Source organism: Embleya sp. NPDC059213 (assembly GCF_042754445.1).
Lineage (GTDB): Bacteria > Actinomycetota > Actinomycetes > Streptomycetales > Streptomycetaceae > Embleya.
In genome coordinates this window covers 21,473-38,031 of the sequence record NZ_JBHZAV010000090.1, presented here as the reverse complement: position 1 = coordinate 38,031, position 16,559 = coordinate 21,473, and the positions used below count along the sequence as shown (strand labels likewise).

General features: G+C 75.2%; 1 protein-coding gene and 1 pseudogene. Both read left to right on the top strand.

Annotation, left to right across the window (positions count from 1 at the left end):
* Positions 1-9,833: type I polyketide synthase (locus ACFXMF_RS28660; RefSeq protein ID WP_380020828.1), on the top strand; the 9,833-nt coding region annotated here is incomplete at its 5' end.
* 104 nt (positions 9,834-9,937) lie between these two features.
* Positions 9,938-16,525: pseudogene (locus ACFXMF_RS28655) on the top strand (SDR family NAD(P)-dependent oxidoreductase); the annotation flags it as partial.
* Positions 16,526-16,559 lie beyond the last annotated feature (34 nt).

Sequence of the window (16,559 nt, the reverse complement as noted above, 5' to 3'; positions counted from 1 at the left end):
TGGAACGTGTACTGCGGTCCAAGGTCGACGGTGCGATCAACCTGCACGAACTGACCGCCGACCACGACCTCTCCGCCTTCGTACTCTTCTCCTCCATCGCCGGCGTGCTCGGTGGACCGGCCCAGGCCAACTACGCGGCGGCGAACGCCTTCCTGGATGCACTCGCGACCCACCGGCAGGCCGTCGGCCGGTCGGGTACCTCGCTGGCCTGGGGGTTGTGGGGACAGGCCACCGGGATGACCGGCCATCTCGGTCGGGAGGACCTGAACCGGATGGCGCGCGGCGGGATCCTGCCCTTCTCCGCCGATCTCGGCCTGCGGCTCTTCGACGCCGGCCGGTCGCTGCCGCACGCGCTGCTGGTGCCGCTGCGGCTGGATTCGGCCGCGCTGCGCACCCTCGCCGGGACGGGTGCCCTGCCGGGCGTGTTCGGCGGCCTGGTGCGCGGCCCGGCCCGACGGGTCGCGGTGGGCGAAGGGGACCCGGACGGGTCGGCCTGGCAGCGGCGTATCGCGGCCCTGGACCCGGTCGAGCGCACACGGGTGTTGCTGGAACTGGTCCGTACGCACGTCGCCGCGGTGCTCGGCCACGGCGACCCGACGGCCGTCGCCGCCGATCGTGGGTTCAAGGACCTCGGCTTCGACTCGTTGACCGCGGTCGAGCTGCGCAATCGGCTCACTGCCGACACCGGGCTGCGATTGCCCGCCACCCTGGTCTTCGACCACCCCACGCCGGCCGTGCTGGCTCGGCATCTCGGTACCGAACTGCCGGGCGCGCAGCCGGTCGTGGTCGCTGCGGCGAACCCGACGCCGGCGGCCGGCGCCGACGACCCGATCGCGATCGTCGGCATGGCCTGCCGCTTCCCCGGGGACGTGCGCTCCGCCGACGACCTGTGGCGCCTGGTCGCGCGGGGCGGGGACGCGATCTCCGAATTCCCCGCCAACCGCGGCTGGGACCTGGCCGGCCTGTTCCACTCGAACCCCGAGCATCCGGGGACCAGTTACGCCCGGGCCGGCGGCTTCCTGCACGACGCGGACCGGTTCGACGCCGAACTGTTCGGCATCAACCACCGCGAGGCGCTCGCGATGGACCCGCAACAACGACTGCTGTTGGAGACGTCCTGGGAAGCCCTCGAACACGCCGGCCTCGCGCCCGACGCCCTCGGCGGCAGCCGGACCGGGGTGTACACGGGACTGGTCGCGCAGGGCTACGCGGGCAGGCTGGACCGCGCCCCGGAGGAACTGGAGGGCTATCTGGGCACGGGCAACACGCCGAGTGTCGGCTCCGGCCGGGTCGCCTACAGCTTCGGGTTCGAGGGGCCGGCGGTCACCGTCGACACCGCGTGCTCCTCGTCGCTCGTCGCCCTGCACCTGGCGGTGCAGGCGTTGCGTGCCGGGGAATGCACGATGGCCCTGGCCGGCGGGGTGACCGTGATGTCGGAACCGGGACTGTTCGTCGAGTTCAGTCGGCAGCGCGGCCTGGCCGCGGACGGCCGTTGCAAGGCGTTCTCGGCGGAGGCCGACGGCTTCGGTCCGGCCGAGGGCGTCGGGGTCCTGGTGGTGGAACGCCTGTCCGACGCCGTACGCAACGGCCGACGGGTCCTTGCCGTGGTCCGCGGCTCCGCGGTGAATCAGGACGGTGCGAGCAACGGGCTGACCGCGCCGAACGGTCCCTCGCAGCAGCGGGTCATCCGGCAGGCGCTGGCGGTTGCCGGCCTGTCGGCCGCCGAGGTCGACGCGGTCGAGGCGCACGGGACGGGCACCGCGCTCGGCGACCCGATCGAGGCGCAGGCGCTGATCGCGACCTACGGTCGGGACCGCGACGCGGAACACCCGGTCCACCTGGGCTCGGTGAAGTCGAACATCGGGCACACCCAGGCCGCCGCGGGTGTGGCGGGTGTGATCAAGATGGTCCAGGCGATGCGCGAGGGCGTGTTGCCGCCGACCCTGCACGCGGCGGATCCGACCCCGCACGTGGACTGGGCGGCGGGCTCGGTACGACTGCTCACCGACGCCACGCCGTGGCCCGTGACCGGGCATCCGCGCCGGGCGGCGGTCTCCTCGTTCGGCATCAGTGGCACCAACGCGCACGTCGTCCTGGAACAGGCCCCCGCCCTCGAGCACTCCGGGGCCGGGGACCCGCGCTCGCTCTCGGACGGCGCGGCGCCGGCGGCCGAGGTGCCCGGCGCGGTACTGCCGTGGGTGCTCTCCGGTCACACCGCAGAGGCGCTGTACGCACAAGCGCGCAATCTTGCGTCCTTCCTGCGGACACGATCCGACCTCGCGTTGCCGGACGTCGCCCACACGCTGGCGACCGCCCGCGCCACGCTGCCCGAACGGGCCGTGTTGGCCGCCGCCGAACCGGCCGAACTCCTGTACGGCCTCCAGGCCCTCGGGCGGGGGGAAAGCGCCCCCGGAGTGGTGACGGGCCCGGCCCGTGCGGAGGGGCGCACGGCCTTGTTGTTCAGTGGGCAGGGGTGCCAGCGGGTCGGCATGGGGCGTGAACTGCACGACGCCTACCCGGTGTTCGCGGAGGCGTTCGACGCCGCCGTGTTCGAGCTGGACCGGCAACTGACGGGTCATGTCGCGCATTCGGTGCGGGATGTGGTGTTCGGGGTGGCGGGTACCGAGGGTTTGTTGGACGAGACGGTGTTCACGCAGGCCGGGTTGTTCGCGGTGGAGGTGGCGCTGTTCCGGTTGGTGGAGTCGTTGGGTGTGCGGCCGGGGTTCCTGCTGGGGCATTCGATCGGTGAGTTGGCCGCGGCGCATGTGGCGGGGGTGTGGTCGCTGGAGGATGCGGCGGCGGTGGTGGCGGCGCGTGGGCGGTTGATGCAGGCGTTGCCGCGTGGTGGGGCGATGGTGGCGGTGCAGGCGTCCGAGGACGAGGTATCCGCGGCGCTGGAGGGGTCGGCCGGCGCGGTGGGTGTGGCGGCGGTGAACGGGCCGACGTCCGTGGTGCTTTCCGGCGATGAGGAGCCGGTGTTGGCGGTGGCGGCCGTCTTCGCGGCGCGGGGGCGCAAGACGCGGCGTCTCACCGTCAGTCATGCGTTCCATTCGTTGCGGATGGACGGCATGCTCGCCGAGTTCCGCGACGTTCTGGCCGGCGTCTCCTTCGCCGAGCCCACCATCGCGATCGTGAGCAACCGGACCGGGCGGCTCGCCGAGGCCGACGAACTCGCCGACCCGGACTACTGGGTGCGCCAGGTGCGCGAGCCGGTGCGCTTCGCCGACGGAGTCGCCACGCTCGCCGCCCTCGGGGTCACCGCGTTCCTGGAAGCGGGACCCGACGGCGTGCTCACCGCGATGGCTCGGGAGACGCTCCCCGCGGCGCCCGACACCGCCGTGGTGCCGATGCAGCGCGCCGAACGGGCGGGGCCGGCCGCGCTCATCGGCGCGCTGGCCGCCGTGCATCAGGCCGGGGTCCCGGTGAACTGGTCGGCCTTCTTCGCCGGTACCGGGGCGCGGACCGTGGACCTGCCCGGCTACGCCTTCCAGCGCCGCCGCTTCTGGCTCGAACCGACCGCTGCCCCGGTCGCCGCCCGGACCGCCGAGTCCGATGCCGACCCGGCGTTCTGGGCCGCCGTCGAGCAGGGCGACGGTGATCGGGTGGCCGATGTGCTCGAACTGGGCGACGAGGCGCGGCGCGGATCGCTCACCGCGTTGTTGCCCGCGTTCGCCTCCTGGCGGCGCACTCGGCGCGAACGCAGCGCGTTGCACGCCTGGAGCTACGAGAGCACGTGGTGCCCGTGGACCCCGGAGGGCGAGCAACGCCTCACCGGTACCTGGCTGTTGATCGGTCGCAACGGGGTCGCCCCGAGCACCGAGGACGACCCGACCACCGAGAATGCCCCGACCGCCGGGGCCGCTCCGATCGGCGAAGCCGAGTCGGACGACGGGCCGACATCCGCGCGCCGGCGGTGCGCCCGTGCGCTCGTCGAAGCCGGGGCGCGGGTCGAGACGTTGCTCCTGACCGAAGCCGAAGCCGACGCGGACGCGGACGCGGAACGTGCGGCTTTGGCCGACCGGATCCGTGCGGTCGGCCCGGTCGCCGGAGTGTTGTCGCTGCTCACCGGGCAGCCCGGAGTGCACCCCGAATTCCCGTCGTTGACCCGCTGGTTCGCCGACACCGTGACCGTGGTGCAGGCGCTGGCCGAGGCCGGATGCGGCGCGCCGGCGTGGTGGGTGACCGAGGCGGCCGTGGCCGTCGACGGTGATCCCGCGCCGGCGGCCGAGGCCGCCCAGGTCTGGGGTTTCGGCCGGGCGGCGGCGCTGGAACTGCCCACGTCCTGGGGCGGGTTGGTGGACGTGCCTGCGGACGCCGACGAGCGGGTGTGGTCCCGGTTGGCCCACCTGGTCGCCGCCGGCAGTACGCAGGACCAGGTCGCGCTGCGCACCACCGGAGCCTGGGTGCCCCGGCTGCGCCGCGCGGTGTTCGACCGCTCGGGCCCGGCGGCGGCCTGGGTGCCCGCCGGTACCGTCCTGATCACCGGCGGCACCGGCGGGCTGGGCGCCCAGGTGGCCCGCTGGGCCGCCGCGCAGGGCGCCGAACACCTGGTGTTGACCGGGCGCCGCGGCCCGCAGGCCCCGGGCGCCGGCGAACTCGTCGACGAACTCACCGCCCTCGGGGCGCGGGTCACCGTCGCCGCCTGCGATGTCGCCGACCGCGACGCGCTCGCCCGACTGGTGGCCGACGTCGAGGCGGACGGCCCGGCGATCCGGGCCGTGGTGCACACCGCCGGGATCGGCCAGGCCGCGACCGTCGCCGAGACCGACCTCGCCGCCTGCGCCCGGATCACCGAGGGCAAGGTGCTCGGCGCCGCGCACCTGGACACGCTGTTCGGCGACCGCGAACTCGACGCGTTCGTGCTGTTCTCCTCGATCGCGGGCGTGTGGGGCAGCGGAGCCCAGGGGGCGTATGCGGCGGGCAACGCGCAGTTGGACGCGCTCGCCCGCCGGCGTCGCTCCCGGGGCCTCGCCGCGACGGCGGTCGCCTGGGGCCCGTGGGCGGGTGCCGGGATGGCGGCGGGCGAGAGCGGCGAGCAACTGGCCCGCCGCGGGCTGCGCGCGATGGACCCCGGCACGGCGGTCGCGCTGATGGCCCACGCCGTCGCCCGGCCCGAGGCCGGCACCGTGCTCGCGGACGTGGACTGGCCGCACTTCCTGCGCCGCTTCACCGCGTTGCGTCCCAGCGCGCTGCTGGGTGACCTGCCGGAGGCCCGTGCGTATGCGGCCGACCAGGACCGGGAGCGGGACCGGGGCGACGCCGCGGCCGGGCCGGCCGGTGAATCGGAGTTGGCCCGGCGGCTGGCCGACGCCGGCCCCGGGGAGCGCGAACACATCCTGCTCGACCTGGTCCGGGTCGAGGCCGCCGCCGTGCTCGCCCTGCCCGTCGGTGAACTGCCCTCCGGTGACCGGGCCTTCCGCGACCTCGGCTTCGACTCGCTGACCGCCGTCGAGCTGCGCGACCGACTGGCGCTGCGCAGCGGACTGGAACTGCCCAGCACGCTGATCTTCGACTACCCCACGCCGACCGCCCTGGCCGGCTTCCTGCTCGACGAACTCGCGGGCGCACGGCCCACCGGCGTCGATCCCGTGCTCGGCACGGCCCTCGACGACGACCCGATCGCGATCATCGCGATGGCGTGCCGCTACCCCGGCGGGGTCGGCGGCGCCGAGGACCTGTGGCGACTGGTCGCCGAAGGCGTGGACGCCGTCACGGACTTCCCGACCGACCGCGGCTGGGACCTCGACGCCCTGTACCACCCCGACCCCGAACACCCGGGCACCAGCTATGCGCGCGAGGGCGGATTCCTGCCCGGCGCCGCCGAGTTCGACGCGGCGCTGTTCGGCATCTCGCCGCGCGAGGCGCTGGCGATGGACCCGCAGCAGCGGCTGCTCCTGGAGACGTCCTGGGAAACGTTCGAGAACGCCGGCATCGATCCGACGTCGGTCAAGGGCAGCCCGGTCGGCGTCTTCGTCGGCGGCGCGGCCTGCGGCTACGGCGCCGGCGCCGGGGACCTCCCGGAGGGTGTGGAGGGATACGCCCTCACCGGCAGCGTCAGCAGCGTGATCTCCGGCCGGGTCGCCTACGCCTTCGGCCTGGAGGGCCCCGCGCTCACCGTCGACACGGCGTGCTCCTCGTCGTTGGTCGCCCTGCACCTGGCCGGCCGCGCGTTGCAGCGCGGCGAGTGCACGATGGCGCTGGCCGGGGGCGTGACCGTGATGGCCACCCCGACCGGATTCGTGGAGTTCAGCCGGCAGCGCGGGCTGTCGGCGGACGGCCGCTGCAAGGCGTTCGCCGCCGCCGCGGACGGCACCGGATGGTCCGAGGGAGTCGGCCTGTTGCTGGTCGAACGGCTCTCCGACGCCGAACGCAACGGGCATCGGGTGCTCGCCGTCGTGCGCGGCAGCGCGGTGAACCAGGACGGTGCCAGCAACGGCCTGACCGCGCCCAACGGCCCCTCCCAACAGCGGGTCATCCGACAGGCGCTGGCCGACGCCCGGCTCACCGCCCGCGACGTGGACGCGGTGGAGGCACACGGGACCGGGACCGCGCTGGGCGACCCGATCGAGGCGCAGGCGCTGCTCGCCACCTACGGCCGCGAGCGGCCGGAGGACGTGCCGCTCTACCTGGGCTCGGTCAAGTCCAACATCGGCCACACCACGGCCGCGGCGGGTGTCGCGGGGGTGATCAAGATGGTGATGGCGATGCGCGAGGGGGTGCTGCCCGCCACCCTGCACGTGGACGAGCCGACCCCGCATGTCGACTGGTCGGCCGGCACCGTGGAGTTGCTGACCGCGCGGCGGGCCTGGCCCGAGCTGGGTCGGCCGCGCCGCGCGGCCGTCTCGGCCTTCGGCATCAGCGGGACCAACGCGCACGTGGTGCTCGAACAACCGCCCGCCGCACCGGTGGCGGCGGACGACCTCCGCACCGCCGGCGGCCCCGCCGGCACCCTGCCCGTCCTGCTGTCCGGGCACTCCGAACGGGCCTTGCGCAACCAGGCCGCGCGGCTCGCCGAGCACGTCCGGGCGCTGCCCGAACCGGACCCGGCCGGGCCGGCGACGCCCGACACCGCGCTGCTCGACCTGGCCTACTCGTCGGTCGTCTCCCGGGCCGGACTGGAACACCGGGCCGTGGTCACCGCGGCCGACCGGGAGGGGTTGCTCACCGCCCTTGTGGGGTTGGCGGCGGGGGGCTCTGGGGTCGACGCGGTCGTGGGCCTGGCACAGTCTGGAGCCCGTCCGGTGTTCGTCTTTCCCGGTCAGGGTTCGCAGTGGGCCGCGATGGCCGGCGGGCTGCTCACGACGTCACCCACGTTCGCCGCGCGGATCCGGGCGTGCGAGGAGGCGCTTGCGCCGTTCACCGACTGGTCGTTGACCTCGGTCCTGAACTCTGAGTCGGACGCGTGGCTGGAGCGGGTCGAGGTGGTGCAACCGGTGTTGTGGGCGGTGATGGTCTCGCTGGCCCAGTTGTGGCGTTCGTACGGGGTGCGGCCCGCCGCGGTGGTGGGGCATTCCCAGGGCGAGATCGCCGCGGCGTGTGTCGCGGGCGCGCTCTCGCTGGAGGACGGCGCGCGGATCGTCGCGCTGCGCAGCAAGGCCATCCTGGACCTGTCCGGCAAGGGCGGCATGGCCTCGGTGGCCCTGTCCCCGGCGGAGGCGGCCGAGTTGACCGCGCCGTTCGGCGACCGCATATCGCTCGCGGCCGTCAACGCCCCGCACTCGGTGACCCTCTCCGGCGACCCCGACGCGTTGGCCGAACTGCTGGAGCGCTGCACGGCCCAGGACATCTGGGCGCGCCGCGTCCCGGTCGACTACGCCTCGCACTCCGCGCAGGTCGAGACCATCCGCGAGCCGCTGCTCGCCGCCCTGGCCGGCCTGGAGCCGCGCGCCGCGAGCATTCCCTTCTACTCGTCGGTCACCGGCGGTCTGTTGGAGACCACGGCCCTGGACGCCGACTACTGGTACGACAACCTGCGGCAGACCGTGCGCTTCGACGAGGCCGTCCGGGCGCTGCTGGACCAGGGCCACGACGCCTTCATCGAGACCAGCGCCCACCCGGTGCTGACCACCGGCATCCTGGAGATCGTCGAGTCGGCCGGATCGAGGGCCGCGGTGCTGGACACGCTGCGTCGGGGCGAGGGCGGCCCCGAGCGCTTCACCGGCGCGCTGGCCCGGGCGTACGCGCACGGTGTCGGCGTCGACTGGCGGATCGCGTTCGCCGACCACGAGCCCCGGTTGACCGACCTGCCCGGCTACGCCTTCCAGCGCGAGCGGTATTGGCTGCAGGGCACCCCCGGCGGGGCGGCCGACGCGCAGGGCCTGGGGCTGATCCCCACCGGCCACCCGCTCCTGGGCGCGGCGGTCGACCTGGCCGACGCGGCCGGGATCGTGCTCACCGGGCGCATCGGTCGGCGCACCCACCCGGGGCTGGCCGAGTACACCTCCCCGGACACGGCGCTGTTGCCCGGCGCGGTGTTCCTCGAACTCGCCCTGCACGCGGGCCGGCTCACCGGCCTCGGCACGGTCGAGGAACTGACCCTGCAGGCACCGCTGTCGTTGCCCGAGCGCGGCGGCGTGCAGATCCAGGTGTCGGTGGGCGCCGCGCGACCCGACGGCCGCCACCCGGTGGCCGTGCACTCCGGCCCGGACGACCCCGAGGCCGGCGGCTCCTGGACCCGGCACGCCGACGGCCTGCTCGCGCCGGTCGTCGAGGACCCGGACGACGGGCCGGACTTCGAGGACGACCTGGTCGTCTGGCCCCCGACCGGGGCGGAACCCGTGACCGTGCCGCCCCCGGGCCCGGCCGACTCCGCCGATCCCGGCCACGAAGTACTGCGCGGGGTATGGAAGTCCGGCGCGACCGTGTACGCCGAGGTCGCGCTGCCCGCGGACCGGCGGCAGAGCTCCGGCGGCTACGGGCTGCACCCGACACTGTTGACGGCGGCCCTGCGGGCGGTCGGCGCGGCGGCGACCGGGGAGGCCGAGGTCGCCGGGGAGATCCGAATGCCGTTCGCCTGGTCCGGGGCCGCGGTGCACACGCCCGGGGCGACCTCGCTGCGGGTGCGCCTGACGGCCGACGACGACACACCCGACACCCTTTCCCTGGTCGCCGCGACCGCGACCGGCGCCGCCGCGTTCACGGTGCGTTCGCTCGCGCTGCGCGCCGTCTCGGCGGAACAACTTCGCGCCGCGCTCACCGAGGTCGAATCCCCGGCCGCCGGGCCCGGATCGGTACCGCTGCTGCGGCTCGGCCCGGCCCGCCCGGCCGAGGACGGCGCGGGGACGGAGACCGAGAGCACCGCCGAGAGCGCCGCGCTGCTGCGCCGACTGGCCGCCCTGGGTGACCAGGACCGTCGGCGGGTGCTGAGCGATCTGGTGGTCGAGCACGTCGCGGCCGTTCTGGGCCATGCCGCCGGCTCGGTGAGCGCCGACAAGCCGCTGCGCGACCTGGGTCTGGACTCGATGGCCGCGGTCGAACTGCGCAGTCGGCTCGGCGCGACCCTGGGCCTGCGGTTGCCGGTGACCCTCGTGTTCAGCCACCCCACCCCGGCGGCCCTGGCCGCCCACCTCGACACCGAACTCGGGCCGAACACGGCAACCGAGGCCGGTCCGGCGCCGGTTGCCTTCGGCCGACTGGAGAACGCCCTGTCCCGACTGCCGGCCGATCGGGAGACCAGAGCCGCCGTCGCCCGGCGGCTGGAGACGCTGCTGTGGAAGTGGCGCGATGCGGCCGAGTCCGGCGCGCCGGAGCCCGCCCTGGGCGGGGAGGCACTCGCCGATTCCTCCGCCGAAGAGATCTTCGACCTGCTCGACCGGGAGCTGGGCACCGCCTGACCCCGCGCTGTTCGTACTGCCTCCGGCTTCCCTGTGCCACCCGGCGAAAGTGGGCTCGCGTGTCGACCAACGAAGAAAAGCTCCTCGACTACCTCAAGAGGGCCACGGCGGACCTCGGCCGGACCCGGCAGCGGTTGCGCGAGGTCGAGGACGCCGCGTACGAACCGATCGCCGTGGTCGGCATGGGCTGCCGCTATCCCGGCGGCGTGCGCACGCCGGAGGAGTTCTGGCAGCTCGTCGCCGACGGCGTCGACGCGCTCGGGGACTTTCCGCGCGACCGCGGCTGGGACGTCGACGGCATCTACGACCCGGACCCCGAGCGGTCCGGCAAGACGTACGCCCGACGCGGCGGCTTCCTCGACGGCGCGGCCGACTTCGACGCCGAACTGTTCGGCGTCAACGCGCGCGAGGCCCTGGCCATGGACCCGCAACAACGGCTGCTCCTGGAAACCTCGTGGGAGGCGTTCGAACGCGCCGGCGTCGACCCGACCTCGCTCAAGGGCAGCCCGATCGGCGTGTTCGCGGGGGCCATCTCCTCGGGCTACGCCGAGCGGCTCACCAGCGTGCCCCAAGAGGTCGAGGGCTACCTCGGCACCGGCAGCATGACCAGCGTCGCCTCCGGGCGGATCGCCTACACCCTGGGTCTGGAGGGGCCGGCCGTCACGATCGACACCGCCTGCTCCTCCTCGCTCGTCGCGATCCACCTGGCCGCCCAGGCGCTGCGTCGGGGCGAGTGCACGATGGCGCTGGCCGGCGGGGTGACCGTGATGTCGACGCCGGGCATCTTCATCGAGTTCAGCCGCCAGCGCGGGCTGGCCCCGGACGGGCGCTGCAAGGCGTTCGCCGCCGCGGCCGACGGCACCGGCTGGGCCGAGGGCGCGGGCGTGCTGCTGTTGGAGCGGCTCGGCGACGCCCTGGCCGCCGGCCGCCCGGTGCTCGCCGTCGTCCGGGGCAGCGCGGTCAACCAGGACGGCGCCAGCAACGGCCTGACCGCGCCCAACGATCGTGCCCAGGAACGGGTGATCCGCCAGGCCCTGGACTCCGCGCGGCTGAGCGCCGCGGACGTCGACGCGGTCGAGGCGCACGGCACCGGCACCACCCTCGGCGATCCGATCGAGGCCCAGGCCCTGTTGGCCACCTACGGCCGGGACCGGCCCGCCGGGCAACCGCTGCGACTGGGCGCGGTCAAGTCGAACATCGGCCACACCGGTGCGGCGGCCGGCGTCGCCGGGGTGATCAAGATGATCGAGGCGATGCGGCACGAGGTATTGCCGCGGACGCTGCACGTGGACGAGCCGACACCGCACGTCGACTGGTCCGGCGGAGGAGTGGAACTGCTCACCCGCTCCGGCCCGTGGCCGCGCAACGGCCGGCCGCGCCGGGCCGGGATCTCCTCCTTCGGGGTGAGCGGCACCAACGCCCACGTGATCGTCGAGGAGGCACCCCGGCCCGCGCCGGCGGCCGATGCGAGCACCGCGGCCGACGGTGCGCCGTCGACGACCGCCGCCGACCCGCCCGCCCTGCCCTGGGTGCTCGGGGCGCGCACCGACGAGGCGTTGCGCGACCAGGCCGCCCGGCTCGCCGCGCACCTGCGGGACCGGCCCGACTTCCGACCCGCCGACGTCGGCTACTCGCTGGCCACTTCGCGCGCCGCGCTGGACTCGCGCGCGGTCGTGGTCGGCACCGATCCACAGGACCTGCTCGCCGGGCTCGACGCCCTGGCGCTCGGCGAGGACACCGCGCACGCCGTGCGCGGCCGGGCTCTCCAGGGCGCCCGGACGGCCTTCCTGTTCACCGGACAGGGCAGCCAGCGCCCCGGCATGGGTGGGGAACTGTACGCGGCCTGGCCGGTCTTCGCCGAGGCCTTCGACGCCGTGACCGCCGAACTCGACGCCCGCCTGGCCGGCCACGTCGATCGCCCGTTGGCCGAGGTCGTGCTCACCGCCGACGACCCCGGCACCGAGGAATCGCTGGGGCGGACCGTCTACGCGCAGACCGGCCTGTTCGCGCTTCAGGTCGCCCTGTTCCGCCTGTACGAGTCCTGGGGGGTGCACCCCGACCTGCTGCTCGGCCACTCGATCGGCGAACTGAGCGCCGCACACCTCGCCGGCGTGTGGTCGCTGCCCGACGCGGCGACCGTGGTCGCGGCCCGGGCCACCCTGATGCAGGAACTCCCCACCGAGGGCCTGATGATCGCGGTCGCCGCGAGCGAGGAGGAGGTACGCGCCGCGATCGCCGAACACGGCGCCGGCGTCGACCTCGCGGCGGTCAACGGCCCGGCCGCCGCGGTGCTCTCCGGCGCGGCCGAGCCGGTGCAGGCGCTCGCCCGACACTTCGCCGACCAGGGCCGCAAGACCCGGCGGCTGCACACCAGCCACGCCTTCCACAGCGCGGACATGGACGGCATGCTCGACCGGTTCCGCGCGGTGGTCGCCGGCGTCGCCGCCTCGCCCGCCCGGATCCCGGTGATCTCCAACCTGACCGGCCGCCCGATCGAGGCGGCGGAGTTCGGCGGCGCCGACTACTGGGCCCGACACGTGCGCGAGACGGTGCGATTCGCCGACGGGGTCGGCGCGCTCGCGGACGCGGGCGCCACGGCCCTGATCGAACTGGGCCCCGACGGTGTGCTGACCGCCCTCGCCCGGGACTGCCTGGCCGCCCGGAGCCCGGCCGCGACCGCGGTGTGTGTGCCCGCGCTGCGCCGCGGCCGGCCGGAGTCGGCCGCCGCGGTGCACGCCCTGGGCGCGATCCACCTGTCCGGCGGCCGGATCGACGGCGAGCGTTTCTTCGCCGGCACCGGCGCCCGGCGCGTCGACCTGCCCACCTACGCCTTCCAGCGCCGGCGCTACTGGCTCGACGACGGTGCGCCGGCGCCCGACGCGGCCGGCCTCGGGCTCGCCGCCACCGGCCACCCACTGCTCGGCGCCGAGCTGCGCCTCGCGGGCGGCGGCGGCCTGGTGCTCACCGGACGGCTGTCCCTGCGCACCCATCCGTGGCTGGCCGACCACGCGGTGGGCGGCACCGTGCTCTTCCCCGGCACCGCGTTCGTGGAGGTCGCGGTCCAGGCCGGCGACCGCGCGGGTTGCCCGCACCTGGCCGAACTCATGCTGGAGGCACCGCTCGCCATCCCCGCGGACACCGCGGTGCAACTCCAGGTCACGGTCGGCCCGGCCGAGGAGGACGGCCGCCGCCGGGTGGAGGTGTACTCCCGACCCGAGGACGCGGCGGACCCCGAGCCGGGCGCGCGGGACGACGACCCCGAGTGGTTCCGGCACGCGGCCGGCGTGCTCACCCCCGACACCGACAACGACGCCGATCCCGCACCCGATCCCTCGGCGGCCTGGCCGCCGCCCGGAGCCGAACCGGTCGACGTGGGCGACTTCTACGCGGACCTCGCGGCCGGTGGATTCGGCTACGGCCCGACCTTCCGGGGCCTGCGCGCCGCCTGGCGGCTGGCCGGGTCGGTCTGCGCCGAGGTGGCCCTGCCCGACGAACACGGCGCCGACGCCGCGGACTTCCTGGTCCACCCCGCACTCTTCGACGCCGCCCTGCACGCCAGCGGCCTGACCGGGCTCGGTCAGGACACCGGGCAGGCGCGGCTGGTGTTCTCCTGGGGCGGGGTGCGGGTGCACGCCGTCGGTGCCCGGGCGCTGCGGGTACGGATGTCGGTCACCGGCCCGGACACGGTCGAACTGGTCGCCGCCGACGGCTCGGGCAACCCGGTGCTCTCGGTCCGCGAACTGGTGATGCGGCCGGCCGGGCCCGCGGACGCGGCCGGCGACGGCTCGCTGTTCCGGCTCGACTGGGTCGCGCCGACGCCGTCCGAGCAGCCCGTGGCGCCGGTCACCGACCCGTGGGCGATCCTCGGTCCCGACCCCTTCGACCTGATCGCCGGGCTGACGCAGGCCGGCATCACCGCGAGCGAGTATCCCGACGTCGCCTCGCTCGCCGAGGAGTCGCCGGCGCCCGACGTGGTGCTGCTCCCGCTCGCCCCGGTGGCGGCGGCGGGCCTGCCGACCGCGGCCGGCCGAGCCGTCGACCGCATGTTGCACACCGTCCAGGGCTGGCTCGCGCACTCCGGATGGGACAGCACCCGCCTGGTCGTGCTCACCCGCGGCGCGGTCGCGGCGCACGACGGGGAGAGCGTCACCGACCTGGCCCACGCACCGGTCTGGGGCCTGCTGCGGTCGGTACAGGCCGAGCACCCCGGGCGGTTCCTCCTGGTCGACCTCGACGCCGACCCCCGCTCGCACATCGCACTGCCCGACGCGGTCCGCGCGGCGTTCGCCGTCGGCGAGCCGCAGACGGCCCTGCGCGCCGGCGCCGCGCTGACTCCCAGGATCGTCCGCGCCGACCCCGATCGGCTGCTGCCCGCCGCCCCGGACGGACCCTGGCTGCTGGACACCACCGCGGCGGGCGACCTGGACCGGCTCGCGCCGCTGCCGTACCCGCCCGCCGCCCGCCCGCTCGCGCCGCACGAGATCCGGATCGCGGTCCGCGCCTCCGGCCTCAACTTCCGCGATGTGCTGGTGGGGCTGGGCATGGTGCCCGGCCAGGTCGGCATGGGCACCGAGGGCTCCGGCGTGGTCACCGAGGTCGGCTCGGCCGCGGGCGAATGGCGGCCCGGCGACCGGGTGATGGGGGTGGTGCCCGCCTCGCTCGGTCCGATCGCGGTCGCCGACCATCGATCCGTCGTCCGCATCCCACCGCACCGGACCTTCGCCGAGGCGGCCGGCCTGCCGATCGCCTTCCTGACCGCCTACCGCGCCCTGTTCGACCTCGCCGGGCTCAAGCCGGGCCAGTCGGTACTGATCCACGCGGCGGCCGGCGGCGTGGGCATGGCCGCGGTGCAACTGGCCCGGCACTTCGGCGCCGAGGTGTACGGCACCGCCTCCCCCGGCAAATGGGACACCCTGCGCGAACTGGGCCTGGACGACGCGCATATCGCCTCGTCCCGCTCGCTCGACTTCGAGGACGCGTTCGCGGGGGCGGGCGGTGGTGCCGGCGTGGACGTGGTGCTCAACTCGCTGGCCCGCGACTACGTGGACGCCTCGCTGCGGCTGCTGGCACCCGGTGGCCGACTGATCGAGATCGGCAAGACCGACCTGCGCGACCCCGGCCACACGGCCGTGCTGTACCCGGGGGTGAGCTATCAGCCGTTCGTGGACGCCGACCCCGAGCGCGTCGGCGAGATCCTGACCGAGATCGTCGAACTCGTCGAGAGCGGAGCGCTGCGACCGCTCCCGCTGCGCAGTTGGGACATCCGCGAGGCGGCGCACGCGTACCGGTACATGAGCCAGGCCAAGCACATCGGCAAGATCGTGCTCACCGTGCCCGCCGCACCCGACCCCGACGGCACCGTGCTGATCACCGGCGGCACCGGCGCCCTCGGCGGACTGCTCGCCCGGCACCTGGTCACCGAGCACGGCGCCCGGCACCTGCTGCTCACCAGCCGGGCCGGCGACCAGGCCCCCGGCGCGCTGTCGCTGCGCGAGGAACTGACCGAACTGGGCGCCCGGCACGTGGAGATCGTCGCCTGCGACGTCGCCGACCGGGCACAACTGGCCGAAGTGCTGGCCCGGGTGCCCGCGGCCCACCCGCTGACCGCGGTGGTGCACGCCGCGGGCGTGGTCGAGGACGGCGTCATCACGTCGCTGACCGGCGATCGGCTCCGCCGGGTGCTGCGCCCCAAGATCGACGGCGCGATGAACCTGCACCGGTTGACCGCCGACGCCGACCTGGCCCTGTTCGCGCTGTACTCCTCGGCGGCCGGGGTGCTCGGCGGCGCGGGGCAGAGCGGCTACGCGGCGGCCAACACCTTCCTCGACGCGCTCGCCCAGCACCGCCGGGCGGCCGGCCTGCCCGCGACCTCGCTCGCGTGGGGGCTGTGGGACCAGGCGAGCGAGATCACCGGCGGCCTGGACCGGACCGACCGGGCCCGGGTCGCGCGCTCGGGCATGTTGCCGCTGACCGCGACCCAGGGCCTGGCCCTGTTCGACGCCGCCGCCGCGCTGCCGCACCCGCTGATCCTGCCGGTCCGCGTCGACGGCGCGGCCCTGCGCCGGGACGCCGGGGCCGCCGCCGTGCCCGCGGCGATGCGCGGCCTGGTCCGCGGCCCCGGGCGGCGGACCGCCCAGGCCGCCGCCCGGCCCGAGCCCGCCGTCGACCTGGTCCGCCGGCTGGCCGCGCTGGCCGAGGAGGACCAGCGCCGGCTGCTGGTCGACCTGGTCTGCGGCCACGCGGGCACCGTGCTCGCCCTGGGCGGCGCCGGCGCGGTGGATCCGCAACGCGGCTTCACCGAGATCGGCTTCGACTCGCTGACCGCCGTCGAACTGCGCAACCGGCTCGACGCCGCCACCGACCTGCGGCTGCCCGCCACCCTCGTCTTCGACTATCCGACCCCGGCCGACCTCGCCGACCACCTGTTCGAGGAACTCGTCCCCGACACGGCCGCTGCGGCGGTGCCCGCGGTGCTCGACGAACTCGACCGCCTGGAGGCCCGGCTCGCCGGGGTACGGGCGGACGAGTACGACCGGGCCGCGATCTCGACCCGGATCGACCGGATCCTGACCGGCTGGCGCAACGCGAAGACGCCGGCCGCCGATGCGCCGGAGACCGCCGCGGAGCAGCTCAAGGAGGCGAGCACGGACGAGGTGCTCGACTTCATCGACCGCGAACTCGGCCTGGCGTAACCCGCGTTCGCCCCACCTCGCCGAGTCCAGGAAG